Origin of the sequence: Ruminococcus sp. NK3A76 (assembly GCF_000686125.1) — a bacterium.
Lineage (GTDB): Bacteria > Bacillota > Clostridia > Oscillospirales > Ruminococcaceae > NK3A76.
The window spans coordinates 1066675-1091581 of record NZ_JMMA01000002.1; the positions used below are offsets into that span (position 1 = coordinate 1066675).

Consider the following 24907-nt stretch of genomic DNA (forward strand, 5'->3'; position numbering starts at 1 on the left):
ATCGTCGGTATAATAGACGACAAGAAATCGGGATTTCTCTTAGAGATATTTGATGGACGAGAATTACCAGAGTATATGACAATGAATAAGGGGAAGATATGTGGCTGATCATGGCGGCTTTGTCCGCGCTCTTTGCCGGACTTACGGCGATACTTGCGAAATGCGGGATCAAAAAGACTGATTCAGACGTGGCGACTGCTCTGCGGACGGTCGTTGTACTCCTTTTTGCCTGGATCATGGTGTTTATCGTTGGCTCTGCCGGAACGATCACGGAAATATCGGCAAAATCTATCCTCTTCTTAATTCTGTCCGGCCTTGCGACAGGAGCCTCGTGGATCTGCTATTTTAAAGCCCTGTCCGTCGGCGATGTGAACAAGGTCGTTCCCGTCGATAAATCCAGCACGGTTCTGACAGTGCTTCTCGCAATCATCCTTTTCAGTGAGACAGAACATCTGGCGGTCAAGCTGATCGGTACTGCGCTTCTTGCGGCAGGCGTGTTTCTGATGATCGAAAAGAAGAAAACTGAAGCAAAGGACACAAAGCGCACGTGGCTGCCCTACGCAATCGGTTCCGCTGTTTTTGCTACCCTGACCTCTATTCTGGGAAAGATTGGCATAACGGATGTAGAATCAAATCTCGGGACGGCGATTCGTACAGGTGTTGTTCTTGTTATGGCTTGGCTGATCGTTTTCGTTAAAGGCAAAGGTGCTGAACTGAAAAATACTGATTCCAAAGAACTTGTATTCATAGCTCTGTCCGGGATTGCCACAGGCGCATCATGGCTCTGTTACTATTACTCCATACAGAACGGCGTCGTCAGCGTTGTCGTACCGATCGATAAGCTCAGCATTATCGTTTCCGTCGCTTTTTCCTATTTCGTATTCAAAGAAAAGTTGAGCAGAAAGGCGCTTGCCGGGTTGATTCTGATCGTTGTCGGCACTTTGGCGATGGCAATCTGGGCATAGGAAACAAATAACGGCAAATTCTAGTTTAACGAGGTGACCGCCCATGAAGCAAATCACAAATAAGGAATACGAAGTGTGGCAGAAATACAAAGCGGAGAAAGCAAAGGGCCACATCCTTTTGCCGGATACAGTTCGGTTCATCTGCGAGGCAAACGGATATGACGCAGAAAAGATCGGTCAGCACTTCCTTGAAATCCTGCCGAATCCTGCCGAAGATCTGTCCGCCTAAGCAGAAATAACAAAACGCCTCCGAGCCGATGTGGTTCAGAGGCGTTTCTCTGTTTCGGTGATATATATTATTCATTTATCTGGAAGAGTGTTCACAGTTTATCCATTGACAAAAACACTCCTATATAGTAGAATTATAGAAACTACGATATAGGAGTATCTGTGATGAATGGTGGATTTTTAGTAACGAAAATAAAACAGCTTGGGGACAGGGTTTTCGAGCGGATTTTATTAAAAAAAGGCATCGACGCCTTCAATGGCGCACAGGGACGTATTCTTTATGCGCTATGGCAGGAGGACGGTGTGCCAATCAAAACCGTGTCGGAAAAATGTGGTCTTGCCATCACATCGCTTACTACCATGCTTGAAAGAATGGAGAAAAGCGGCCTTATCCGCCGTGAACAGGATCAGCAGGATAAGCGAAAAACACTTCTCTATCTTACTGAAAAAGCACATAAATTAAAAGTTGATTATGACGATGTCTCTGCCGGAATGGGCAGGATCTATTATAAAGGCTTTTCGGAAAACGAGATTGTGCAGTTTGAGTCATATCTCGAACGCATTCAAAAAAATCTTGAAGGGTGGCGTGAAGAATGAGCGTTTGTATAAAGGACCAGATACAGAACATGAATCTGGTCATCGGCTGTACTGTTGGCTGTCAATACTGCTACGCCCGTAACAACGTGAAACGCTGGCATATGATCGATGATTTTGCCAAACCGGAGTTTTTTCCGGGGAAGCTCAAAATGATGGAAAAAAAACGTCCGCAGAATTTTCTGCTAACCGGTATGAGCGATCTTGCCGGTTGGCAGGATGAATGGCGGAACGAGGTGTTTGCGAAGATACGTGAAAACCCACAGCACCAGTTTCTCTTTCTGAGCAAGCGACCCGATTTGTTAAATTTTGATACAGACCTTGATAATGCGTGGTTCGGAGTGACGGTAACGAGAAAGTCAGAACTATGGAGAATCGATGCTCTTCGGAAGAATATCCGGGCAAAGCATTATCATGTGACATTTGAACCGCTGTTTGATGATCCCAGTGAAGTAGACCTTTCCTGCATTGATTGGCTCGTTGTCGGTACCATGACCGGAGCGCAAAGCAAGAAGGTGCGTACCGAGCCGGAATGGGCATGGTCACTTACGGATCAGGCACACGAAGCCGGAATTCCCGTTTTTATGAAGGAAGATCTTGAACCTATCATTGGGGATGAAAATATGATTCAGGAGCTGCCGGAGTCTTTTAATAAGGTATTGGAGGAACAAAGAGCATGGCACAGATAAATATGGACGGCGTTCTCATCGGTGAGGTCGAAACAAAAAATATCATGACAAAATCCAGTCTGCCCGTGGGCGGATATTCTGTGAATCCCTACGTGGGATGTACCCATGCCTGTAAGTACTGCTATGCTTCATTTATGAAACGCTTTACTGGACATGCTGAAGAATGGGGAACCTTTCTCGATGTTAAGCGTTGGCCTAAAATAAAAAATCCGAAGAAGTATTCCGGTCAGCGAGTGGTAATCGGCTCGGTCACTGACGGATACAATCCGCAAGAGGAGCGGTTTGGCAATACAAGAAAGCTGTTGGAGCAGCTTATCGGCAGCGGTGCGGATATCCTGATCTGCACGAAGTCCGATCTGGTAGTGCGTGACATTGATCTGCTGAAAAAGCTGGGACAGGTTACCGTTTCGTGGTCGATAAATACGCTTGATGAGAATTTCAAAAACGAAATGGATGCCGCAGTCAGCATTGAACGCAGAATTGCCGCCATGAAAAAGATATACGATGCAGGTATCCGCACAGTCTGTTTCGTATCTCCCGTATTTCCCGGCATCACAGACTTGGAAGCCATTTTTGAGCGTGTGCATAATCAATGCGATTTGTTCTGGCTTGAGAATCTGAATCTGCGAGGCGGCTTCAAGAAGACAATTATGGATTATATTGCCGAAAAGCGTCCTGATCTTTTGCCACTTTATGATGAGATATACAACAAGCATAATCGCAGCTACTTTGAAGCATTGGAGAAAAAAGCGGAAGAAATGGCAAAGACATATGACTGTCCGTTCGTGGATAATGAAATGCCATATGGCAGGGTTCCGCAGGGGCATCCAGTAATAGTGGATTATTTCTACCACGAAGAGATCAGAGGGTCGGATAATACTGGAAAACGAAATAAATTAGAAATATAACGTAGAAACGCATCCGAGCCGATGTGGTTCAGAGGCGTTGCTGCGTCTGTTGGGTTATGCTTTGATCTCGGTGCCGTCCTTGAAGGTCACCCGGATGTCGTCCTTGCTGTGAACGGTGATGTAGTCCACCATCGCCAGCCAGTCTGTTTCCCGGAACTCCGTCACTCTCGCTGTGTTCCTCTATCGCTGAGGAAGATGAACGTGAAGAAGCCGCATTCTTTGAAGCGGTGCGTGTTCTGCTGATGCGTATTCTCAATCAGGGCGGCGGCAAAAAGCTCTCGCTCCCTGAGATAAATGCTAAGATCAATGAACTGTTGAAGCAGAGCATCAAGAGCGACGGCGTTATCAACCTTTTCTCCGACAAGGAACAGGACTTCTCGCTGTTTGATCCGAAATTCTTGGAGGAGATCTCCAAAATGAAGGAAAAGAACCTTGCTGTTGAGCTTCTGAAACGCCTGATTGCTGAACAGGTGCATATCTACAAGCGGACAAACCTTGTAAAATCGGAGAAATTCAGCGAGATCATGCAAAGTGCTATGAACCGCTATCTCAACGGTATGCTGACCAATGAGGAAGTCATTCAGGAAATGCTCAATCTTGCAAAGCAGATCAGAGAAGCCCAAAAAGCAGGTGAAGATCTCGGTCTGACTGCTGATGAGCTTGCTTTCTACGATGCACTCACCAAACCGCAGGCGATAAAAGACTTCTACGAGAATGAGGAACTTATCGCTATCACAAAGGAGCTTGCCGATAAGCTTCGCCGTAATCGAACGATCGACTGGCAAAAGCGTGAGAGTGCAAGAGCCAGAATGCGTATGATGATAAAGAAACTTCTGAAAAGTCATCGCTATCCGCCGGAGGGAATGGACGATGCGGTGGCAACAGTTATGAGCCAGTGCGAATTGTGGGTAGATAATAGCTTTTTTGCAGAAAACAAGCATTACTAATAATCATTATGTAGGTGTAGATTATGAAAATAGGAAAACTTCAAGAAGTAGAGATTAGGGACTTATGGCATTATGAGCAGTATGACTTCTCCGCTTGGCTTGTTAAGGACGATAATATTGCCCTGCTGAACGAAAAGCTCGGTTTAACGCTCGTTGATATTAACACCGAAGCCTACGTCGGAGCATATAGATGTGATATTGTTGCCGTTGATGAAACAACAGGTATCAAGGTAATTATCGAAAATCAGCTTGAAAACTCAAATCATGATCATCTCGGTAAGATCATAACATACGCTTCGGGGCTTGATGCAAAAGTCATTGTATGGATCGTAAAGGAAGCAAGAGATGAACATAGAAGTGCTATCGAATGGCTGAATAACAACACTTCAAAGGATATAAACTTTTTCCTGATCGAGCTTCACGCATACAAGATCGGGGACTCTGATCCTGCACCAATGTTTCAGATCATTGAGCAGCCCAATGATTTCATCAAAGAGTCCAAAAACAACAAATCCGCTGATGCTATGAATAAAAGGCAGTCTGAACGAGTTGAATTTTGGACTATGTTTAATGAGCATATCATTGATCGTGGAAAACCGTTTAGTGTAAGGAAAGCCACAACAGACCATTGGTATGATATTGCAATTGGCACAAGTGCCGCACATATCAGCGTAACTCTTGTAAACAAGGATTCATATGTAGGTGTGGAACTCTATATCAATTCCAACAAAGCATTATTTGATAAGCTATATGAAGATCGGGAAGAAATAGAAGAACGGCTCGGTTTTAAGTTAGATTGGCAGAGGCTTGATAACGCAAAGGCAAGCCGAATACTTTATAGGATAGACGGCTTGAATTTTGATGACCATAGCAATTATGATGCTCTAATTGACGAAGCGATAGATAAGGTTATCAAGATGAAGTCGGTATTTAAGGATAGAGTGAAATAATAATTTACAAACCATTAGTCTATTGGCACATCTATAAATAGTTCAACACATATTAGTTTTGTATTTTTTACGCATACCACGATAACAACATACTCTATTTTATCAGAATAACAATGAAGCCCTAAGATTTGCTTGAAGCATTTCTCAGGGCTTTTCATTTTGGACGACAAAAAATCCAATTCGTAAGAGAGCATGCTCAAGAAATTCTGACATAACAACTCACATTGTTGGTTATTCGTTATCATCACTGCACTTGTAAAGCTCCTCATATAAATGAATATAAAGCTAACAGGACGCTGGGTTCGCAAATGAACCAGTGGCCTGTTTCTGTTTTATTAGGGTGGAATTCTGTTGTAAATCTAAATATTTTGTGAACGATGCTGATTTTGCCTTAACTTTTTGCCCGAAATCCTAGGTATAAGTGAGAGGCTATTATTTTCGATGAATATTTATCTTTATCAAACCGCTAGAGCCCTCTTTAATCAAAATGCTGTGCAAGTCGCACATTTTCCATAGGGCTGATTTGTTGAATACAGAGAATTTGTATCGTGAGAGCAAAATATCACTTAAAAATATGCTGCATTATGTAGTGTCTTATGAAGAGTAGTCTTACTAAGTCACGATAAAGACCATGTTCAGAAAGGTGGGGCGACTACTCCGCAGCAGCTATATGCAAACCATACATTTTTCGCAGGGCGGATTTGTTTAATACTGAGATAATTATTACAATTTTCTCGAAACCGCTTATATAATCGGCTCAAACTGTCCTTACTATTGGAAAGCAGTTTAGTCACGGCTGCATACGCAGCAAAGAATGCATATCAATCAACATCCCATACGGGCAAAGCAGTTATTCAGGAGGTTTTTCCAATGGTCATTTGAAATGACAAATCATAATGCAATAATCAAAATTCAGCCCTATCGGGCAAAGGTATAGCTGTTTGAAAAATCGCATTTTTACCCTAATTTCACAGCTATCAGATAGCAAGCATAGATTTTTCCGTACACCGAAAAAATCCGTATCCCGATTTTGCGATACCCTCGCAAAATCGTTGTTTAGGGAACCCGCCGCCCTAAACCGAAAGCCCTCATTCGAGGGGAACACAAAGAAGATCACCAAAAGAAAGGATTGATAAAAATAGCAAGAAAATACAAACAAGTAAAACGCAAGGAACTGACATTTGACCTTAGTGACTGGGAGAAAATCGAGCGTCGGGCTGAGGCTTGTCACACCGACACAACGAAATATCTCCGCAGAATGATACTTGACCATGAGCCGATCTTTTACGATATGAAAAATGTCGCACCGATGATAAACGGAATGCGAACTATCTCACGCAACATCAACCAGATTGCAAAAAAGGCGAACGAAACAAACACGCTCAACGCTGAGGACTACGAAACTTTGAGAAAAGAGGTGGAATCGCTATTCCGTACTGTAAATCTATCGCTCTCCACGCTACTGTCGAGAAAAGTCTGAGGTACATTCTCAACCCCGACAAGACCGAGGACTTGCTTTACACGGCATCGGTAAATTGCATGACCGACGCTGAATCCGCTTACTTGCAGATGCGGCTGGTCTATGACCAATTTGCCAAAGACCATTTTAACAGCCCTCCGCCGCTGCAAGGCAAAGGCTCGGTAAAAGCTATCCACTATATACAGAGTTTCGCTACTGATGACAATGTCACGCCCGAACTCGCCCACAAGATTGCAAAAGCATTTCTCCGCAAGGCTTTCGGTGATGATGTGCAGGCGGTCATCGCAACGCACGTTGACAAGGATCATCTTCACAGCCATATCATCATAAATTCCTATTCGCTGTCCGGGAAGAAATATTATGCGAACCGCAAGTCTTTGAAGAGAATCCGTGAAATATCGGACGGAGTGTGCAAGGCATTTAGCATAGACATTCACCCCAACCTCACAGGCAAGGACAAATCAATAAACCATAAAGAATGGGAGCACAAGAAGAACGGCACCTCTTGGAAACAGCAAATTCGTGATGAGATCGACAAGCTGATACCTACTGTCAATTCGCTTGACGAACTCTTGCAGATGCTCGAAGAACATGGCTATGAAGTCAAGCGTAGCAAGTATATCTCAATCAGAGCTCCCGGGCAGGAACGCTTTGTAAGAACGAAAACGCTGGGCGATGAGTACACCGAGGATAGCTTGAATACCCGCATTCGCTATCGTGAGGTGGGTGCTGGAAATACGCCCGAGCAAACTGAAAACTCAAAGTTGCAGGCTGCCTATGTTGCTATAATTGGTGACGTTCGCATACTTGCCGCCCAACGAAAGAAAGTCCCTCGCAAGAGAATCGTCACAGCTGCATACTCTGTTGAAAATGATCTTGATGTGTATAAGTTGTCGGCACAGATTGCGGTAATAAACAAGGATAATATCAAATCCGTTGGTGACCTGCAAGGGAGAATTGCTAAGCTGCGTGCTGACTATGAAAAACAGAGGAGAGAGATCAATAACTATATTGATGCACACAACAGGCTTGTAAGCCTATGGGAGCAGGCACAGCTTTTTGATGAATTATCATCTAAGGACAAGCTGTTAGACGCCGAGCAGCTTCAACTCACAATTTGCAGGCAGGCTATGGAACAGAATAACATTCACAGCAAGGCAGACATTGACCACCTGCGTAATCAAACCTACAGCCTGCAAACAAAGATCAATGCCCTAAAAGATACGCTTGAAAAGACTCGCCAGCGCTATGACGTGTACTGCGATATTGCCAAAACCTATGGGGAGATTTCAAAGGGTGACTATATCAGCAATCTTGTCGAAGAAGAAAAGCATCGCAAAACACAGACAAACAAAAAGAAACCACACAGATAAAGAATAGCAGAGAAGGTGATAGAAATGCACTATTTCAATTGCACCAATAAGAGAGAATAACTATTTATAAGGGGGAAGATATTTGAACAAAAAGACAACAAACGAAGTGCCAATTTGGGAGAAAAGTAATCTAACGCTCGCTGAAGCCGCACTCTATTCCGGTATCGGGATAAATCGGCTGAGAGTGCTTTCAGATGAAAAGAACTGTCCATTCGTGCTGTGGGTCGGCAGTAAGAGGCTCATCAAGAGAAAGAAGCTGGACGAGTTTCTTGAAAGGCAGTTTTCTATATAAAAAATATGTGTAACTATTTCAAATCGGGAACCGGTGTGCTATAATACAGATATACCAAGTTTCCTTTTTGCATTCATGAAAGGAGTATAAAAATGCAGAAAAGGAAAGATCATAAAGGCAGAGTTTTGAAGGATGGCGAATCCTACCGTAATTCCGAAAACAGGTATTCCTACCGTTGGACCGACAAGCAGGGTAAACGTCACAGCATATATTCGCAGACGCTGGAAGGACTCCGCAAAAGAGAAGCTGAGATCACGAATGATATTTATGAGGGTATCCGCACCGACTCAAGAAACATCACGGTGAATGATATGTTTCAGGCATGGAAAAATGATAAAAAGGGTCTGCGCTCCTCCACAAGAGGAAACTACACTTATATGTATGAACAGTATGTCAGGGACGGATTTGGAAAGACTAAATTGAAAGATGTACGCAAGTCCGATGTCCGCAGATTTTATAACGAGCTTCACGATACACGAAATTTATCTTTCAATACTATCGAGATCATTCATAATGTGATACATCAGTTGTTTGCACTCGCAGTCGATGATGAGTATATCAGGAACAATCCGACCGATATGGCATTAAAGGACTGCAAGCTGGCTCACAACTATCAGCGGCCTAAGCGTCACGCTCTCACGATACCCGAACAAACAGCGTTCATCGAGTACATAAAGAACGATCCCAAGTTCAGGCACTGGCTGCCGCTGTTCACGTTCTTTCTCGGTACGGGCTGTCGTGTGTCGGAGGTCATCGCACTTCGCTGGGAGGATATTGATTTTGATGATGGTATTATCAACATCAATCACGGTATCACATATTATCAGCGTGAGGAGAACAAATGCTATTTCAGCATTTCCGAGGACACCAAGACCGAAGCAGGCAAAAGGATAATACCTATGCTTTCAGAGGTCAGGCAGGCGCTTCTGAACGAGCGTGAGTACCAGAAGGAAGCGGAGATCACCTGTCAGGTAACTATCGACGGTTATACAGATTTTGTGTTTCTTAATCGCTATGGCAATGTTCACAATCCGCAGACGATAAATCGGGCGATCAGCCGGATAGTGCAGGCACACAACATTGAAGAGATAGAGCTTGCCGAAAAGCAGAAGCGTGAGCCGGTCATCATACCTCATTTCTCCTGCCACAATTTAAGACACACATTCGCCACTCGCTACTGCGAGAATGAGAACAACATCAAGGTCATTCAGGAGATCTTAGGTCATAAAGACATAGCGACTACGATGGACGTATATGCTGAAGCCACAAAGGACGCTAAGAAAAAATCGTTCACCGAGCTTGACGGCAAGATCAAAATAACCTGATGACACCACCGCTGACACCAATTTGACACCAATTTTTATAAACGAGCGTAGATCAGCGTAGAGATATGTGTCAGGCGGTATTATAAAAAGCTTGAAAAATAGAGCGTTGGAGAGCTGTGAAGGGTTATGTTATGATCTGAAAAGCAATCCCGACGATGAAGTCGCTGGATTAAGAAACGGCGTAAATACGCAGATTTTTTGACCTGATGGACGAGATTTACGACCAATTTACGACCGAATTATTGAGGACACGTTTGATATGAAACAGAATACCGAAGCTGACGAGGAATGAAATGCTCCCCTTTTGTTAGACAATGTGGTATAATAGAAACATACCAATTAGGAATCTAACGAAAGGGGAGCATTTCAGTGGTCGGCTTCGGGATTTTTTTGTAATATGTATTTTTGGCGATATTCGTTGATATGCATTTATCTTTCATTTCTTACTCCCTTCAACTTCTCCAGCGCATCATACACCTTGTGATACTGCTGCTTTATGTTTGCGAAGGCAAGAGCCTTACGGAGATATCTGCGATCAGGGATTCCAATGTAATGCGCATAAAACAAATCCTTGACAAATCCGAGCGTATAATTAAGTATAGAATAAAAAACATCGGCAATAAGTATATAAGCGACGATCTTGACAGAACGGAGGACAACGTATGAAATCTTTTTTGCTTGACATACTCGTCACCCTGTGTTAAACTAAGAATAACAACACCCAAAACGGAGGAAACCCAAGCAATGGTTGTTTTAGAATAAAGGGGGAGAGATAATGGGCAAGGTAATGACAAACAAGGAGCTTGCTGCAAAGCTGATCGACATAGTAAAAAACTATAAAACGCTGTATATCATGGGCTGCTACGGCGCACCGATGACCGCCGAGAACAAGAAGATATATATTCCCAAATACAGCTTCAATATGCGCCCCGACAGGGTCGAGAGGATAAACGCTGCCGATGACGAGACTTTCGGCTTTGACTGCGTCTGCCTTATCAAGGGCGTTCTGTGGGGCTGGTCGGGCGACAAGACGCACATTGACGGCGGAGCTGAGTATGATTCAAACGGCGTGCCTGATATCTGCTCTGATGTTATGATAACCGTCTGCGAGGAGCTGTCTGAGGATTTTTCTCACATCGAGATAGGCGAGGCCGTGTGGGAGCTCAACCATATAGGCATATACGTTGGCGACGGCCTTGTGGTCGAGTGCAGCTCACGGTGGGAGGACGGCGTGCAGCTGACCGCCTGCAACCGGGACATAGAGGGCTACCCCCGGCGTGACTGGGTCAAGCACGGCAAGCTGCCGTATATTGAATATCTATAGAAGAAATAACCGGCTGCTTGACGAGGGCAGCCGGTCTCTTATGTCTCGAAATACCAAAATCTAACTTTCATATCCTTACATATATGTTAATAAAAATGAATATGTTGCAGAAAACCATTGCAATATGTATTTGTTTGTGGTATAATAAAACCATATACTAATGATGAATTAATATTTTTCCATAAACTGTATATAACAGACTACGAGTTGGGCATATGAATGATACTAACCAAAATACAGCCCTTATCAAGGATCTGACACTTTTCTTCGGCGGTTTTCTGCTGTTTACTGATGTATTCTTTCTTTTATCCGGTATGTGATATATGTAAAGCTCGTTGTAAACACTTCAAATATCTACCTGATACTGAAAAAGCACTATCTTATATCCACGCTGATAATCTATACCGTGATACTTGCGATGATGATAGCCGGTGTTGTGAGTATGGGTACACGGCCTGCGTTTCAGATATATGCGCTGGGTATGCTCGTTTGTATAAGCTATAACAGCTATATGCATAAACGAGTGCTCAAAAAGTAGCTGCCCTTCGTGCCTATACTGGCAGTACACGTCCTCGCTTACGCAGGCGTATATGCCTATGCAAGAAATAATGAGCCGCTTTACGATGTGCCTCAGAGTGCGGTGGATATACTTGTGCCGTTTAATTCGGTAGCTTGTTCAGTATAGTTATGCTCTATGTGTGGATGTTCCATAACGTTGCTATCAGGTCGGAGGAGAAGCTCGAAGAAATGGCTATGAGAGATAATCTCACAGGGCTTTATAACCGGCATTTCCTGCTGGGTACACTTGATAATATGAGTATAGGTGCATCTAAGGAGCGCTGGCTCGCACTGCTTGATATTGACGATTTCAAGAACGTCAACGATACCTACGGCCATAACTGCGGCGACTACATACTCCATAGGGTCGCAGAGATAGCTCAGGAGGTGTGCAGCGGCTGTATCATATGCCGCTGGGGCGGTGAGGAGTTTATTATCCTTTCCTCAGTAAATGACAGCACAGGCCTTGTAGAATCGCTCAGACAGAGGATATCCGACGAGGAGTTCAGCTACGACACGACAACGCTGCATATAACTGTTACTATCGGTGTGGCAAGCTATGATGAGGAAATGACTAACGACGGCTGGATATCAAAAGCCGACGAGAGGCTCTATTCAGGCAAGAATAAGGTCGTGACATAAAAGCGCAGCCGATGAAATAAGAAATAATAAAGAAGATAGAATAATGAAAAATAGAGGTATCGTCTTTGTCGATGATTTTAAATATCATCGTCTGTGGGACGATACCTCTGTTTTTATTATTTATTCATTTGGCAGGCAAACTACATAATTGCGCCTGCGCTGTGCTTTCGGGTCTTGTTGTTTATCATTTATCGGCAACTTCCTGCTTTTTGCGTCTCAGCGCAAGTATGTATACTATAAACGCTGCAGCCGAAGCGGATATACCTGCTATGACTGAAACATTGTAGTCAAGCCCGAAGCCTTCTTTGGCGGTGAGTATGTAGGTCAGGCTCACAGCGGTCATAAACGATGCCGGCAGGGCTGTAAGCAGCGAGCCGAAACGGTATTTGCCCTGCTTTAAGAGGTAGGCTGTTGCAGTCCATAGCGCAACCATTGCAAGCGTCTGATTGCTCCATGAGAAATAGCGCCATACCGTCTGAAAGCCGTTGTCGTTTATCACCGCGAACCATGTCAGCAGTCCGCCGATGATAAGCAGGGGAATAGTTATGAGCAGGCGGTTCTTTATCTTCTTCTGTTCAAGGTTGAATGTCTCGGCGATTATGAGCCTTGCGCTCCTGAATGCAGTGTCACCCGATGTGATAGGGCAGATAACCACGCCTGCAACGGCGAGTATGCCGCCGAAGGTGCCGAGCACGCCTGTTGAGATGTCATATACGACGTTAGATGCGCCCTTTGACAGCGCTTCACTGAGCAGCTGTGTGGTGCCGTAGAATGACACGCCTGCCGCCGCCCACACGAGAGCAATGACCGACTCGGATATCATAGCGCCGTAGAACACCTTCCTGCCGACCTTCTCTGTGGTGATGCACTTGGCTATCATAGGAGACTGTGTTGCATGAAAGCCCGATATCGCACCGCAGGCGACCGTGATGAACATATAAGGCCACACCGGCGTGCCGTCAGGGGAGATGTTTTTGATCGACAGCTCAGGGATAGTGTATTCTCCGCCCGAGAATACGATGCCGCCGATGACTGCCCCTGCCATGACTATGAGCAGCACGGCAAACACCGGGTAAAGGCTGCCGATGAGCTTGTCTATAGGCAGCAGAGTAGCAAGTAGGTAGTATGCAAGTATGATTACAGCCCACACTGTCGAGCTCATCCAGTCGGGGGTGAGCTTGTCAAGAAGACCGGCAGGGCTCGTGACGAAGACGGTTCCGCACAGCACGAGCAGCACGACCGAGAACACACGCATGACCCACCTTGCACCCTTGCCGAGATATGTGCCGGACAGCTCGGCTACAGATGCGCCGCTGTGGCGTGAGCTTATCATACCGCTCATATAGTCATGTACAGCTCCGCCGAGTATCGAGCCGAAGACTATCCACAAAAACACCACCGGCCCGAACACAGCCCCCATGAGTGCCCCGAAGATAGGCCCCGTGCCTGCAATATTTAGCAGCTGCACCAAAAACGCCTTCCAGGTCTTCATAGGCACGCAGTCCACGCCGTCGTTTATTGCGACAGCCGGTGTCTGCCTGTCATCAGGCGAGAACACCCTCTCAGCAAGTCTGCCGTATATCAGATATCCCACTATCAGCACAGCAAATGAAACAAGCAGCGATATCATCATAAAACCTCCTTTATTATTCGTTGATATAAGTATACCACAAATTGTAAGAGTTTTCAAGAGGCGCGTTATAGGGGAGCAAGGGGACAGAAAAAGCCCCGAAGCGTAAGCTGAACCGCTCAGGGAAAAAACGTACAATGACAAAAAAGACCTCCTATGGTAAAATAGAAACCATAGGAGGTTTTGTTATGGAAAGAAGTTACAGACACATGGCGCATTTGTCATGCCTAAGAATAGCAAATCTATAATTCTTTTTGCCTTCAATCTATTATTATAAATACAGGAGTGCTACCGTCAGGTTTTAAGCAGTTTCCAGCGTGATTTTCATGCATAAAGAAAACCTCGCAAACGTGGTGTTTACGAGGTTTTTCGTTGTTTTTGATAAAAATACGTTCGGGAATGATTATCTCTTGCTGAACTGCGGAGCACGTCTTGCAGCCTTGAGACCGTACTTCTTTCTTTCCTTCATTCTGGGGTCACGAGTGAGGAAGCCTTCCTTTTTGAGGACAGCTCTGAACTCGGGATCAGCCTGAAGAAGAGCTCTTGAGAGGCCGTGTCTGATAGCACCAGCCTGACCGGTAACGCCGCCGCCTGCAACAGTGCAAACGATGTCGTACTTGCCGTTAGTGTCAGTAACGCCAAAGGGCTGACGAACGATGAGCTTGAGAGTTTCAAGACCAAAGTAATCATCAATGTCTCTGCCGTTGATGGTTATTTTACCTTCGCCCTCGTAAACACGAACTCGTGCTACAGAGTGCTTTCTTCTTCCTGTGCCGTAGAAGTAGGGCTTCTTAGATTCGTACATTTAAAACTCTCCTTTCATTAAAGCTCGTATTTCTCAGGCTTCTGAGCAGCGTTGTTGTGCTCAGCGCCGATGTATGTTCTGAGTCTTGTAGCAGCCTTTCTGCCAAGAGTGTTGTTGGGGAGCATACCCTCAACAGCGATCTTCATAGCTCTGTCAGCCTGCTTTTCCATGAGATCCTTGTAGCTGATCTCCTTAAGGCCGCCTATCCAGCCTGTGTGCCATCTGAAATACTTCTGCTCGAGCTTCTTGCCTGTGAGAACAGCCTTCTCGCAGTTGATGATGATAACATGATCACCGCAGTCAGCGTGGGGAGCATAAGTTACCTTGTGCTTGCCTCTTAAAATGTGAGCAGCCTTAGCAGCAACTCTACCGAGAGACTGGCCTTCTGCATCGAGGATGTACCACTTGCGTGCATCAAGATCAGCGGCCTTGGGCATATATGTTGCCATAGTTTATTCCTCCGTTTCTTATTGTGACATACTGTAAAATGTATGCCTTTGGGTCATCAGGCATAAAGCCTGCGTTTTCACAACAAAGCCTATTATACAGTATTTCTCCACGCTTGTCAATAGTCATTTTGCCTGAAATTTAATTTATATCCCTCAATCTCTTTAATTCTCTTTAAATCTCTGCGTTTTTCTCTCGTTCTCGTCTGTCATTCCAGTTTTGCATTTTTGGTGAAAATGCCCCGAAATGTCGTGCTTTGTTATCCTAAAGGTGTTAAATTTTACCCAGAAGATTTGACAAGAGATCAGATTTGTGGTATAATAACTATATCATTTGTTGAAGATGATGTAATGTTATTTTACGCAGCAGGGGAGTGGAGCTATGGCTCATGAGCATTTAAAAGCAGATATCAATGCAATTGACAGTAAAATGCCTGTCGAGGAGGAGGTTCTTGACCTCTCGGAACTCTTTAAGGTGCTCGGCGACCCTACCCGTATCAGGATACTCTGCGCCCTGAAAAACGGCGAGCTCGGCGTTTCTGATATTGCTGCACTTCTTGGAGTTACCCAGTCGGGTATATCACACCAGCTGCGTGTTCTCAAACAGGCAAGACTCGTGAAATACAGACGTGAGGGTAAGGCAGTCTACTATTCGGTATCGGATGACCATGTGCATACTATTATGTCTATGGGTCTTGAACATATCAATGAATAACTGCCTGCTGTGTGAATACTATAATTATATATAGGCGAAGTATCGAAAGGAAGATAAACTATGCAATGGCGTGAGATAGAGATATTTACTACCAAGGAGGGTCTTGAACCGCTTACAGGCTGCCTGGAGCTTCTTGGTATCAATGGCTTCGTGATAAACGACAGCGAGGAATTCAAGGCCTTTACAGAGGATAAGTCGGCTAACTGGGATTATATCGACGATTCGCTCCTCGGCCTTAAGAATAAGGAAAACAGCGTTACCTGCTACCTGCCTGAAAATGAGCAGGGCGAGCAGATGCTTAAAGACCTCGGCGCTGAGCTTGCGGCTATGAAGCAGCGTGATACTGAGGGTAAGTTCGGTAAGCTCGAATATGTCGAGAAGACTGTAAATGAGGAAGACTGGGCAAATAACTGGAAGCAGTATTTCAAGCCCTTCGCAGTCGGTGAGAGGATAGTCGTCAGCCCCTCGTGGGAAAAGGTCAACGTCGCTCCCGACAGGAGAGTTATCTATATCGACCCTGAATCCAGCTTCGGTACAGGCCAGCATGATACTACTAAAATGTGCCTTGACCTGCTTGACGGCAGAGTGTGTGAGGGCGATAAGGTGCTCGACCTCGGCTGCGGCAGCGGTATTCTGTCTGTGGCTATGGCAAAGCTCGGTGCAACAAAGCTCACGGCTGTCGATATCGACCAGAACTCGGTCAAGATAGCAAGACAGAACCTCGAAAAGAACGGTATCCCTGCTGAGAGCTATGAGCTCTACTGCGGCAATATCTGTGAAGACGAGGAGCTCAGGAAAAAGATAGGCGGCGGCTACCAGCAGGTGTGCGCTAATATCGTGGCTGATGTTTTGATAGCTATGAGCGACTATTTTGCAGATTTCCTCAGCGATGACGGCGTGCTTATCGTGTCAGGCATCATAAGGGAAAGGGCAGAGGAAGTCCATAAGGTGCTAAAGTCAAAGGGTCTTATCTCCTGCGGCGTGAGAATAAGCAACGACTGGGTGGCAGGAATGTTCACCACCCCGAGAAACCCTAATCTAAGTGACTATACCGAAGATGATGAGGAAGAAGGCTAAGGCGTAAAAAAGCGGAAATGAAAAATGATGGAGGGAGTTACAAATGCAGCTGCTATTTATAATCATAAAGAGAACGGAACTGCTTGACGATATAATGAAGTCTCTTGCAGCTTCCGGTATACATGGAGGCACAGCGCTCGATTCAACGGGCATGGCAAAGTCTATCTCGGGTATGGATAACCTGCCGGCTATATCGGTGCTGCGTGAGATACTTAAAGGCAACGACGAGGCTCAGAAGGGCAAGACTATCTTCGTCGCAGTGCATGATGACCAGCTCGATACAGCTATAAAGGCAGTCAAGAGCGTGACAGGTGAGTTCGATAAGCCCAATGCAGGCGTGCTATTTGCACTTCCTATCACCTATTCTGAGGGACTTAATTGAGCAGATTGTACAAAATTTTAAGGAATTATAAAAAATCCTGAAAACCCCTTGCATTTTCCGGGGATAAATGTTATAATATATTTTGTTGTGAATATTAGTTAATCAGTTATTTTTAAGAAGGGGGTGCAACCTAATGGCAAAATGTGATATTTGCGGAAAGGGTGTAACTTTCGGTATCAAGGTATCTCACTCACACAGAAGAACAAACAGGACATGGAAGCCTAACGTAAAGAGAGTTAAGGCAGTAGTAGCAGGCTCGCCTAAGCATATCTATGCTTGCACAAGATGCTTACGTTCAGGTCTTGTTGAGAGAGCTTGATAACAAGTAGTAACACAGATAATATTGACCGTTCACTTTGATGTGTGCGGTCTTTTTATTTTGTGTGTAAAGGCGTGAAATGGTATTTTGTAAAAATATTTGGCAACGTTGCATAATTGCTTAAACGTTTTTTGTGCAGCTTTACAAGTGTGGTTACAGTTGTGTAATAATGTCTTGCAAAAATCATCATGAGCATTTATAATGTTTTCAGCGGATAAAAATTAAAGGGAGGTATCGGTCATGAGAAAGTATGTTATAACAGCCGCAGCATTCGTTCTGGCGTTCGTTGTCGCCGCATATTCTGAGGAGGCTGAGTCTCAGCCCGATAACACCACGCAGAACTATCAAGTGGTTCAGTTCCTCTGATATGAGATAAAAAACACCTGCCGTAAGGATAATAAGCTCCTTGCCGGCAGGTTTTTCATTTTCAGTCTTCAAGCGATGCCCATTCGTCCATCTTCTCATCAAGTGATGCCCTGGCAGCATCAAGCTCGCTGCACTTTTCGCTCATCACCTCAAAATGAGAGGATATCTCAGGGTCGGCTATCTCGTTTTCAAGCTGGAATATCTTTACTTCAAGCGCTTCTATCTCCTTTTCAAGCTCGGAGATACGCAGGCGTTTTTTTGCACTCTCGGCTCTCTGCTGCTTCGAGCGGTACTGGTTCTGCTTCTTCTGCTCGTATTCAGCCCTCTGCTGCTGCTCACGCTTTTGCTGCTCGGTCATCGCCATAGCCTGCGCTGCGAGCTTCTTCTGCTCAAAGTAGTCGTCGTAGTTGCCCTCAAACTGTTCTGTGCCGTCTTCTGTCACCTCTATGACCTTCGTTGCGACCTTGTTTATCAGGTATCTGTCGTGCGATACGAGGATAATAGTACCCTCAAACGCCGCCAGTACGTCGTCAAGCACTTCCTTTGTCGCAAGGTCAAGGTGGTTGGTCGGCTCGTCGAGAATGAGCACGTTGCCCCTTGTGAAAGCCATTATCGCAAAGCATAGCTTGGCTCGCTCGCCGCCGCTGAGCACTGATGTAGGCTTTGTCACGTCCTCAGCGCCTATCAGAACGGCTGCTAAGGCGCTCCTTGCGTCCTTCTCAGTCAGCCTCGGGAAGCGGTGCATTATCTCGTCAAGCACAGTCGAGTGCGGGTTGAGTGTCGTGTTCTCCTGCTCGAAGTAGGAGAGCTTTACGTTTCCGCCCCAGCGTATAGTGCCGTTCTCGTGCGGTATTATGCCCTGTATCACTTTGAGCACAGAGGTCTTGCCTATGCCGTTTGCCCCGACAATGGCTATGTGCTCGCTCCTTCTGACGTGCAGGTCAAGACTCTTTATCAGCTCACGCCGTTTCTCGCCCTCGCCTACAGCGACCTCAACGCCCTTTATGTCGAGTACGTCCTTTACAGGCTCTATGTCGTATTCGAGCTTTATCCTCGGCGGCTTCTGATACATCAGCGGCTTGTCTACTATCTCCATGCGGTCGAGCATAGCCTGCCTGCTCTTTGCCATTTTTGCGGTGGAAGCCCTTGTCTTGTTGCGTACTATGTAGTCTTCGAGCTTGGCTATCTCCTTCTGCTGTGCCTCGTATTCCTTTAGCTGACGCTCGTTCTGCATCTCCTTCTGTACAAGATACGCCGAGTAATCGCCCTTGTAGCTTGTGAGAACACAGTTTTCTATCTCGCATATCCTTGTGCAGAGCTTGTTTAAAAAATATCTGTCGTGCGAGACTATCAGCACGGAGCCCTTGTAGCCCTTTAAATGGTCTTCCAGCCAGCCGAGCGTTCTGAGGTCAAGGTGGTTGGTCGGCTCGTCAAGTATCAGCAGGTTGGGCTCTTCAAGCAGCAGCTTCGCCATAGCAAGCCTTGTCTTCTCGCCGCCCGACAGGGTAGATATTATCCTGTCCTTGGGCGTGTTCTCAAAGCCCATGCCGTTAAGTATCGTGTTTATCTTGACTTCTATCCTGTAGCCGTCTCTTGCCTCGAAGTAAGCCGACAGTTCAGCATATCTCTCTGCCGCCTCGTTCATCTCACCGTCAACCGACATCACCTGTTCGAGCTCTTTCATCTGCTTCTGTATGTCAATAAGCTCCTTGAAGGGGAGGTGCATCGCCTCATCTATCGTGGAATCAACGTCAAGGCCGCTGTTCTGCTGTAAAAAGCCTATAGTCGTCTTGCCCGATATGTTCACAGAGCCCTTGCCGTCAACTGTCCTGTCAAGCTCCTCCATGCCGGTGATTATCCTGAGCAGCGTGCTCTTTCCGCAGCCGTTTCGCCCCACTAAGCCGACTGTCTCTCTGTCTTCTATTGTCAGGCATATATCTTTGAGTATCAGATTTCCGTCAAAATACTTGTATACGTTCTGAAGATCTATCAGCATTTTGTTTTCTCCTTGCGCTAAGTGTCTTATGTTATACTTTTATTATACATTATATCCATTTATTTTTCAAGATGATATTAATATTAAAATAATAATCTGCTCAAAAAATCAAGTACAAAAAGCTACAAATTGAAACCGTTTCATTTGTGTATTTATACAATAATTATGAAATTATGAATTTTTGCTCATTTACCCCTTGAAAAATACAGTGAAATGTGATATAATTATGAATAACAAAAGAATTGTTCGAGGAATGGGGTGTCTGCGTTGTTTGGAATGGGTAAGAATGAAAACTATGATCCTTCGTATAAATATATGACTGCTGCCTGCACCGGTGTGGTTATCCCTATCTCCGAGTTGGGCGACACGATATATTCTACAGGTGTCCTCGGAGACGGCTATGCGGTAACTACCGAGAGCGATGAGGTGTTCAGCCCTGTGAGCGGTATCATCGAGAAGATATCGAATAACGGGCATTCGTATAATATCATATCCGACGACGGCATGAAGGTGCTCGTCCACGTCGGGAAGGACAGTAAGTGTGACTCTATGCAGCCGTCGACCCCTCATATAGTCGAGAAGGAGACTATAGCCCAGGGGCAGCGGCTCTGCGTGATAGGCTGTAAGCAGCCTGATGAGGATAATAAATGCACAGTCGAGGTAGTTGTCAGCAACAGCGATAAGTTTGATACCTTCGAGCTTTTGCCGCAGAAGGTGCTTGATGTCAAAAGCTCCGTGCTGCGCTATAAATAATTGAAAAGCTTTGTTTTTATATTAGAATGAGGCCTGCAGGACCTGAACCACCCTGCAGGCCTTGCTTTTTTGTAAAAAAAGTCTTAAAAGGACTATACATTTTCATAATTATATGTTATAATATATCGTATATACGATAAATATGAAGGGGCGGGATGTTTAACATGGAACAGAAGCTGACTCTTTATGGGTTCAATAATCTCACCAAAACACTGAGCTTTAATATATATGATGTCTGCTACGCAAAAAGTGAGCGTGAGCAGAAGGATTATATTGCATATATAGATGAACAGTATAACAGCGAGCGTCTGACTAAGATACTGTGCGATGTGACCGAGATGATAGGCGCAAGGGTGCTCAATATCTCAAAGCAGGACTATGATCCTCAGGGTGCATCGGTAAACGTGCTCATAGCCGAGAAGGAGCTTGATGAGAGCTCTATTGATATCTCCTGTAACCAGGGCAACTATAAGGCAGCACATAAGTCAGTACACGCTCACCTTGATAAGAGCCACGTTACCGTGCATACCTTCCCTGAATACCACCCGGATAACTCTATATCCACCTTCCGTGTCGATATAGACGTTTCCACCTGCGGTATGATATCACCGCTTAATGCCCTCAATTACCTTATCGCCAGCTTTGACAGCGATATCATCACTATCGACTACAGGGTAAGGGGCTTTACGAGAGATGTGCTCGGCAAGAAGTATTTCATCGACCACGATATAAAGTCTATCCAGGATTATATCGACAGGTCAACTCTCGAGAAATACGATGCAATTGATGTTAATGTGTATCAGTCAAATATATTCCATACCAAGATGCTCATAAAGGATATCGAGCTTCAGAACTATCTCTTCAATAAGGACGTGTATGAGCTCTCGCCCAAGCAGAGGCTCGATATCACAGACAGCCTCAGGCGTGAGATGATAGAGATATTCAGCGGCCAGAATATATACTGATAAAAAAGGAGCATTTGATAAATTGGGCAAAGACCAGAACACAGCACCGATATATGATGCACTTAAACGCCACCTGAGAAACAGGGTGGTAAGGCTCGATGTCCCCGGTCATAAGGGCGGGCGTATGAATAAGGAGCTTCGGGACTTTCTGGGGGAGAACTGCCTTAAGGTAGACGTAAACTCCATGAAGCCCCTTGATAACCTCTGCCACCCGGTCTCTGTTATCAAAGAGGCTGAGGAGCTCGCAAGCGAGGCCTTCGGCGCAGAGCATACGTTTTTTATAGTCAACGGCACAACAGCTGCCGTGCAGGCAATGGTCTTCACAGCCTGTAAGGCAGGGGATAAGATAATCATGCCCCGTAACGTCCACAGAAGCGCTATAAATGCGCTCGTTGTGTGCGGCGCTGTGCCTGTTTATGTTAATCCCGGTACGAATAAGCAGCTCGGTATCCCTCTCGGAATGAGCGTAAGGGACGTTGAAGCTGCTATCCTTGCAAATCCCGATGCCAAGGCGGTGCTTGTAAATAATCCGACCTACTACGGTGTCTGCTCGGATATAAGAAAAATATGCGAGATAGCCCACGCCCACGGTATGCTCGTGCTCGCTGACGAAGCGCACGGCACCCACCTTTATTTCGGCGAGGGGCTGCCTGTCAATGCTATGGCGGCAGGGGCTGATATGGCGGCTGTTTCTATCCATAAGACAGGCGGCTCGCTTACACAGTCTTCATTCCTGCTTTGCAGTAAGAGCATCAGCGAGGGCTATGTTAGACAGATAATCAACCTCACCCAGACGACCAGCGGCTCATACCTGCTCATGGTGTCTTTAGACCTTGCAAGAAAGAACCTCTGCTTAAACGGCAGGGAGATGTTCAGAAAGTCGGTCGATTACGCCGACTATGCAAGAGAGGAGATAAATAAGATAGGCGGCTACTACGCCTTCGGCCGAGAGCTTGAAAACGGTGATGATTTCTTCGCATTCGACAGCACCAAGCTGTCCGTCCATACAAGAGAGGTCGGGCTCGCAGGCGTTGAGGTGTACGATATTCTCAGAGATGACTACGATATTCAGATAGAGTTCGGCGATATAGGCAATATCCTCGCTATCGTCTCGGCAGGCGACAGAGAGCTCGAAATAGAGCGCTTTATCTCCTCGCTCGGCGAGATAAAAAGGCTCTACGGCAAAGACCCCTCGGGAATGTTCGACCACGAATATATAAACCCTCAGGTAGTCCTTGCGCCGCAGCAGGCTTTCTACAGCGAGAAAAAAAGCGTGCCTATAGGCAGCTCGGAGGGCATGATATGCGGAGAGTTCGTTATGTGCTATCCGCCCGGAATACCTATCCTTGCCCCCGGCGAGAGGATAACAGGCGATATCCTCGACTATATAGCCTACTGCAAGGAAAAGGGCTGCTTCCTCACAGGTACAGAGGATCTTGAGATAAACAATATCAACGTTGTAATATAAGGGAAGGCACATTATGGATCTTTGGTTTACAGAAAAGCATACAGATGATGTCAATTTCACTATCAAGGTGAAAAAACAGCTTTACTCGGGCAAGAGCTATTATCAGGATATAGATGTGTTCGATACCTATGAGTTCGGCAGAGTGCTCGTGCTTGACGGGTTTATAATGCTCACCGAAAAGGACGAGTATATCTACCACGAAATGGTGACGGCTGTTCCTATGGCTGTCAACCCGGATATAAAGAATGTTCTCGTTATCGGCGCAGGCGACGGCGGCACGATAAGAGAGCTGACACGCTACCCGACTATCGAGCATATAGATATGGTCGAGATAGACAAGCAGGTGGTCGAGGTCTGCAAGCAGTACCTCCCTCAGACAGCCTGCAAATTCGACGACGAGAGGGTCGAGCTCTATTTTGAGGACGGGCTAAAATATGTCCGCAGAAAGCAGAATGAGTATGACCTCATAATCGTTGATTCGACTGACCCCTTCGGCCCGGGCGAGGGTCTTTTTACAAAGGAATTCTACGGCAACTGCTTCAAGGCGCTCACAGATACAGGAATACTCATAAACCAGCATGAGAGCACCTACTACGACAGCTATGTCGATATGGTAAAGCGCACACATAAGCGTATAGGCTCGGCTTTCCCGGTGACAATGGTCTACCAGGCGCATATACCGACATACCCTTCGGGGCACTGGCTCTTTGGCTTTGCATCAAAGAACCTGCACCCGGTGTACGATATGCAGGCTGAGAAGTGGGAGCAGTTCGGCCTTAAGATGAAATACTATAACACAAAACTGCATCAGGGCTGCTTCGCACTCCCGAATGATGTGCTGGAGGTGCTTGAAGATGCTTGATAAGAATGTTTCGACCTTTATCGGGTGCGACTGCGAGTATGAGGACGCAAAGATAGTCCTTTTCGGCGCTCCCTTTGACAGTACGACCTCTTTCAGACCCGGCACACGCTTTGCGTCAGCTGCTATGAGGAGCGAGAGCTTCGGTATAGAGACTTTTTCTCCCTATCAGGAGAAGGACCTTCTCGATGTCAGGGTGTTCGACAGCGGTGACCTTGAGCTGCCATTCGGTGAGCCGACACAGGCTCTTGCCGATATCGAAGAAAGAACTGCGACGATACTTAATGACGGAAAGATACCCTGCATGATAGGCGGCGAGCATCTTGTCACCCTCGGCGCTGTAAGGGCGGTTGCTAAAAAGTACAGTGACCTGCATATGATCCACTTCGATGCCCATGCAGACCTGCGAGATGACTACCTCGGTGTCAAACTCTCACACGCCTGCGTGCTGCACAGATGCCACGATATAGTGGGGGATAATAAGATATTCCAGTTCGGCATCAGGTCGGGCGACAGAGATGAGTTTGAGTTTGCAAAGGCTCATACCACAATGCATAGATTTGACCTTGAAACGCTTGATGAGGTCGTCAAAAAGCTAAAGGGCAAGCCTGTTTACTTCACGCTTGACCTTGATGTGCTCGACCCCTCGGAGTTCCCCGGCACTGGCACTCCCGAGGCAGGCGGTGTCAGCTTCAAGGAGCTTCTGAAGGCCGTTATAAGCCTTTCAGAGCTTGATATAGTAGGCTTTGATGTCAACGAGCTTTCCCCTGTGTATGACCAGACAGGACGCTCGACAGCCCTTGCCTGCAAGATACTAAGAGAAATAATACTCAGCTTTATAGGTTAGAATA

Annotated in this window: 28 protein-coding genes and 1 pseudogene; 25 read left to right on the forward strand and 4 right to left on the reverse strand. The window is 45.8% G+C overall.

What is annotated here, in order from left to right:
- The first annotated feature begins 98 nt into the window (after positions 1-98).
- The 15 genes and pseudogenes from CD05_RS0104955 to CD05_RS21070 all read left to right on the forward strand — a co-directional run bounded on the left by CD05_RS0104955 (position 99) and on the right by CD05_RS21070 (position 12275).
- Complete coding sequence (locus tag CD05_RS0104955) at positions 99-965, forward strand: EamA family transporter (protein WP_028509557.1); 867 nt, start codon at positions 99-101, stop codon at positions 963-965.
- 43 nt (positions 966-1008) lie between these two features.
- Complete coding sequence (locus CD05_RS0104960) at positions 1009-1194, forward strand: hypothetical protein (RefSeq protein ID WP_028509558.1); 186 nt, start codon at positions 1009-1011, stop codon at positions 1192-1194.
- 164 nt (positions 1195-1358) lie between these two features.
- A complete protein-coding gene (locus CD05_RS0104965; protein WP_028509559.1) occupies positions 1359-1790 on the forward strand; it encodes a radical SAM mobile pair system MarR family transcriptional regulator in 432 nt (143 codons plus the stop codon).
- On the forward strand, positions 1787-2476 hold the full coding sequence (locus CD05_RS0104970; RefSeq protein ID WP_028509560.1) for a radical SAM mobile pair protein A: 690 nt from the start codon (positions 1787-1789) through the stop codon (positions 2474-2476). Before CD05_RS0104965 ends, CD05_RS0104970 begins: the two co-directional genes overlap by 4 nt.
- Positions 2464-3384, forward strand: coding sequence for a radical SAM mobile pair protein B (locus tag CD05_RS0104975; RefSeq protein ID WP_028509561.1), 921 nt, complete (start codon positions 2464-2466; stop codon positions 3382-3384). The genes CD05_RS0104970 and CD05_RS0104975 overlap by 13 nt, the downstream gene beginning before the upstream one ends.
- A 161-nt stretch (positions 3385-3545) precedes the next feature.
- Positions 3546-4331: pseudogene (locus CD05_RS0104985) on the forward strand (DUF3387 domain-containing protein); the annotation flags it as partial.
- Between the two features lie 23 nt (positions 4332-4354).
- Positions 4355-5281 (forward strand): DUF4268 domain-containing protein, encoded by a 927-nt coding sequence (locus CD05_RS0104990; protein WP_028509563.1) that lies wholly within the window; start codon positions 4355-4357, stop codon positions 5279-5281.
- 1129 nt (positions 5282-6410) lie between these two features.
- Positions 6411-6761 carry a plasmid mobilization relaxosome protein MobC gene (gene mobC, locus CD05_RS0104995; RefSeq protein WP_242841233.1) on the forward strand — a complete coding sequence of 117 codons (351 nt, stop codon included), beginning with the start codon at positions 6411-6413 and terminating at the stop codon, positions 6759-6761.
- Positions 6762-6793: 32 nt separating this feature from the next.
- A complete protein-coding gene (locus CD05_RS0105000) occupies positions 6794-8134 on the forward strand; it encodes a relaxase/mobilization nuclease domain-containing protein (protein ID WP_242841234.1) in 1341 nt (446 codons plus the stop codon).
- 82 nt (positions 8135-8216) lie between these two features.
- Positions 8217-8426 carry an excisionase gene (locus CD05_RS0105005; RefSeq protein WP_028509566.1) on the forward strand — a complete coding sequence of 70 codons (210 nt, stop codon included), beginning with the start codon at positions 8217-8219 and terminating at the stop codon, positions 8424-8426.
- A 92-nt stretch (positions 8427-8518) separates the two neighbouring features.
- The gene (locus CD05_RS0105010; RefSeq protein ID WP_028509567.1) at positions 8519-9751 is read left to right on the forward strand and encodes a tyrosine-type recombinase/integrase; all 1233 of its coding nucleotides are present in this window, start codon (positions 8519-8521) and stop codon (positions 9749-9751) included.
- 423 nt (positions 9752-10174) lie between these two features.
- Positions 10175-10417 carry a hypothetical protein gene (locus tag CD05_RS20840; RefSeq protein WP_028509568.1) on the forward strand — a complete coding sequence of 81 codons (243 nt, stop codon included), beginning with the start codon at positions 10175-10177 and terminating at the stop codon, positions 10415-10417.
- A 109-nt stretch (positions 10418-10526) separates the two neighbouring features.
- Entirely contained in the window at positions 10527-11075 is a 549-nt protein-coding gene (locus CD05_RS19545) for a hypothetical protein (protein WP_051588837.1), read from the forward strand.
- Between the two features lie 316 nt (positions 11076-11391).
- Complete coding sequence (locus tag CD05_RS21065; protein WP_028509569.1) at positions 11392-11613, forward strand: hypothetical protein; 222 nt, start codon at positions 11392-11394, stop codon at positions 11611-11613.
- A gap of 134 nt (positions 11614-11747) precedes the next feature.
- Positions 11748-12275, forward strand: a complete 528-nt coding sequence (locus CD05_RS21070; protein WP_051588838.1) for a GGDEF domain-containing protein — start codon at positions 11748-11750, stop codon at positions 12273-12275.
- A 184-nt stretch (positions 12276-12459) separates the two neighbouring features.
- On the opposite strand, the gene CD05_RS0105040 is transcribed toward CD05_RS21070, so the two are convergent.
- The 3 genes from CD05_RS0105040 to rplM all read right to left on the reverse strand — a co-directional run bounded on the left by CD05_RS0105040 (position 12460) and on the right by rplM (position 15159).
- Positions 12460-13908, reverse strand: coding sequence for a carbon starvation CstA family protein (locus CD05_RS0105040; protein WP_347495030.1), 1449 nt, complete (start codon positions 13906-13908; stop codon positions 12460-12462).
- 400 nt (positions 13909-14308) lie between these two features.
- Complete coding sequence (gene rpsI, locus CD05_RS0105045; protein WP_028509571.1) at positions 14309-14710, reverse strand: 30S ribosomal protein S9; 402 nt, start codon at positions 14708-14710, stop codon at positions 14309-14311.
- 17 nt (positions 14711-14727) lie between these two features.
- Entirely contained in the window at positions 14728-15159 is a 432-nt protein-coding gene (rplM, locus tag CD05_RS0105050) for a 50S ribosomal protein L13 (RefSeq protein ID WP_028509572.1), read from the reverse strand.
- Between the two features lie 379 nt (positions 15160-15538).
- On the opposite strand from rplM, the gene CD05_RS0105055 reads away from it, so the two are divergent.
- The 5 genes from CD05_RS0105055 (at position 15539) to CD05_RS21290 (ending at position 18015) form a co-directional block, all read left to right on the forward strand.
- Complete coding sequence (locus CD05_RS0105055) at positions 15539-15871, forward strand: metalloregulator ArsR/SmtB family transcription factor (RefSeq protein ID WP_028509573.1); 333 nt, start codon at positions 15539-15541, stop codon at positions 15869-15871.
- Positions 15872-15931: 60 nt separating this feature from the next.
- A complete protein-coding gene (gene prmA, locus CD05_RS17575) occupies positions 15932-16948 on the forward strand; it encodes a 50S ribosomal protein L11 methyltransferase (protein ID WP_051588839.1) in 1017 nt (338 codons plus the stop codon).
- A gap of 43 nt (positions 16949-16991) precedes the next feature.
- On the forward strand, positions 16992-17330 hold the full coding sequence (locus tag CD05_RS0105065) for a hypothetical protein (protein ID WP_028509574.1): 339 nt from the start codon (positions 16992-16994) through the stop codon (positions 17328-17330).
- A gap of 133 nt (positions 17331-17463) precedes the next feature.
- On the forward strand, positions 17464-17649 hold the full coding sequence (gene rpmB, locus CD05_RS0105070; protein WP_028509575.1) for a 50S ribosomal protein L28: 186 nt from the start codon (positions 17464-17466) through the stop codon (positions 17647-17649).
- Between the two features lie 240 nt (positions 17650-17889).
- Positions 17890-18015 carry a hypothetical protein gene (locus tag CD05_RS21290; protein WP_278244766.1) on the forward strand — a complete coding sequence of 42 codons (126 nt, stop codon included), beginning with the start codon at positions 17890-17892 and terminating at the stop codon, positions 18013-18015.
- 61 nt (positions 18016-18076) lie between these two features.
- Here CD05_RS21290 and CD05_RS0105080 read toward each other — a convergent pair whose 3' ends face one another.
- Positions 18077-20011, reverse strand: a complete 1935-nt coding sequence (locus CD05_RS0105080; protein WP_028509576.1) for an ABC-F family ATP-binding cassette domain-containing protein — start codon at positions 20009-20011, stop codon at positions 18077-18079.
- Between the two features lie 276 nt (positions 20012-20287).
- On the opposite strand from CD05_RS0105080, the gene CD05_RS0105085 reads away from it, so the two are divergent.
- From CD05_RS0105085 to speB, 5 genes are all read left to right on the forward strand, one after another.
- Positions 20288-20764 carry a PTS glucose transporter subunit IIA gene (locus CD05_RS0105085; RefSeq protein ID WP_028509577.1) on the forward strand — a complete coding sequence of 159 codons (477 nt, stop codon included), beginning with the start codon at positions 20288-20290 and terminating at the stop codon, positions 20762-20764.
- Between the two features lie 155 nt (positions 20765-20919).
- Entirely contained in the window at positions 20920-21729 is an 810-nt protein-coding gene (gene speD / locus CD05_RS0105090; protein WP_028509578.1) for an adenosylmethionine decarboxylase, read from the forward strand.
- A gap of 22 nt (positions 21730-21751) precedes the next feature.
- Positions 21752-23197 (forward strand): aminotransferase class I/II-fold pyridoxal phosphate-dependent enzyme, encoded by a 1446-nt coding sequence (locus CD05_RS0105095; protein WP_198021571.1) that lies wholly within the window; start codon positions 21752-21754, stop codon positions 23195-23197.
- A gap of 13 nt (positions 23198-23210) precedes the next feature.
- A complete protein-coding gene (gene speE / locus CD05_RS0105100; protein WP_028509580.1) occupies positions 23211-24059 on the forward strand; it encodes a polyamine aminopropyltransferase in 849 nt (282 codons plus the stop codon).
- Complete coding sequence (gene speB / locus CD05_RS0105105) at positions 24052-24903, forward strand: agmatinase (RefSeq protein ID WP_028509581.1); 852 nt, start codon at positions 24052-24054, stop codon at positions 24901-24903. Before speE ends, speB begins: the two co-directional genes overlap by 8 nt.
- The last annotated feature ends 4 nt before the right edge of the window (positions 24904-24907 follow it).

Excerpts from the sequence above, each read along its gene's own strand:
- CD05_RS0104955 (WP_028509557.1), top strand. The coding sequence starts at position 99 with ATGTGGCTGATCATGGCGGCTTTGTCCGCGCTCTTTGCCGGACTTACG.
- CD05_RS0104960 (WP_028509558.1), top strand. The coding sequence starts at position 1,009 with ATGAAGCAAATCACAAATAAGGAATACGAAGTGTGGCAGAAATACAAA.
- CD05_RS0104965 (WP_028509559.1), top strand. The coding sequence starts at position 1,359 with ATGAATGGTGGATTTTTAGTAACGAAAATAAAACAGCTTGGGGACAGG.
- CD05_RS0104970 (WP_028509560.1), top strand. The coding sequence starts at position 1,787 with ATGAGCGTTTGTATAAAGGACCAGATACAGAACATGAATCTGGTCATC.
- CD05_RS0104975 (WP_028509561.1), top strand. The coding sequence starts at position 2,464 with ATGGCACAGATAAATATGGACGGCGTTCTCATCGGTGAGGTCGAAACA.
- CD05_RS0104990 (WP_028509563.1), top strand. The coding sequence starts at position 4,355 with ATGAAAATAGGAAAACTTCAAGAAGTAGAGATTAGGGACTTATGGCAT.
- CD05_RS0105010 (WP_028509567.1), top strand. The coding sequence starts at position 8,519 with ATGCAGAAAAGGAAAGATCATAAAGGCAGAGTTTTGAAGGATGGCGAA.
- CD05_RS20840 (WP_028509568.1), top strand. The coding sequence starts at position 10,175 with ATGCATTTATCTTTCATTTCTTACTCCCTTCAACTTCTCCAGCGCATC.
- CD05_RS19545 (WP_051588837.1), top strand. The coding sequence starts at position 10,527 with ATGGGCAAGGTAATGACAAACAAGGAGCTTGCTGCAAAGCTGATCGAC.
- CD05_RS0105040 (WP_347495030.1), bottom strand. The coding sequence starts at position 13,908 with ATGATGATATCGCTGCTTGTTTCATTTGCTGTGCTGATAGTGGGATAT.
- rpsI (WP_028509571.1), bottom strand. The coding sequence starts at position 14,710 with ATGTACGAATCTAAGAAGCCCTACTTCTACGGCACAGGAAGAAGAAAG.
- rplM (WP_028509572.1), bottom strand. The coding sequence starts at position 15,159 with ATGGCAACATATATGCCCAAGGCCGCTGATCTTGATGCACGCAAGTGG.
- CD05_RS0105055 (WP_028509573.1), top strand. The coding sequence starts at position 15,539 with ATGGCTCATGAGCATTTAAAAGCAGATATCAATGCAATTGACAGTAAA.
- prmA (WP_051588839.1), top strand. The coding sequence starts at position 15,932 with ATGCAATGGCGTGAGATAGAGATATTTACTACCAAGGAGGGTCTTGAA.
- CD05_RS0105065 (WP_028509574.1), top strand. The coding sequence starts at position 16,992 with ATGCAGCTGCTATTTATAATCATAAAGAGAACGGAACTGCTTGACGAT.
- rpmB (WP_028509575.1), top strand. The coding sequence starts at position 17,464 with ATGGCAAAATGTGATATTTGCGGAAAGGGTGTAACTTTCGGTATCAAG.
- CD05_RS21290 (WP_278244766.1), top strand. The coding sequence starts at position 17,890 with ATGAGAAAGTATGTTATAACAGCCGCAGCATTCGTTCTGGCGTTCGTT.
- CD05_RS0105080 (WP_028509576.1), bottom strand. The coding sequence starts at position 20,011 with ATGCTGATAGATCTTCAGAACGTATACAAGTATTTTGACGGAAATCTG.
- CD05_RS0105085 (WP_028509577.1), top strand. The coding sequence starts at position 20,288 with ATGGGTAAGAATGAAAACTATGATCCTTCGTATAAATATATGACTGCT.
- speD (WP_028509578.1), top strand. The coding sequence starts at position 20,920 with ATGTTTAACATGGAACAGAAGCTGACTCTTTATGGGTTCAATAATCTC.
- speE (WP_028509580.1), top strand. The coding sequence starts at position 23,211 with ATGGATCTTTGGTTTACAGAAAAGCATACAGATGATGTCAATTTCACT.
- speB (WP_028509581.1), top strand. The coding sequence starts at position 24,052 with ATGCTTGATAAGAATGTTTCGACCTTTATCGGGTGCGACTGCGAGTAT.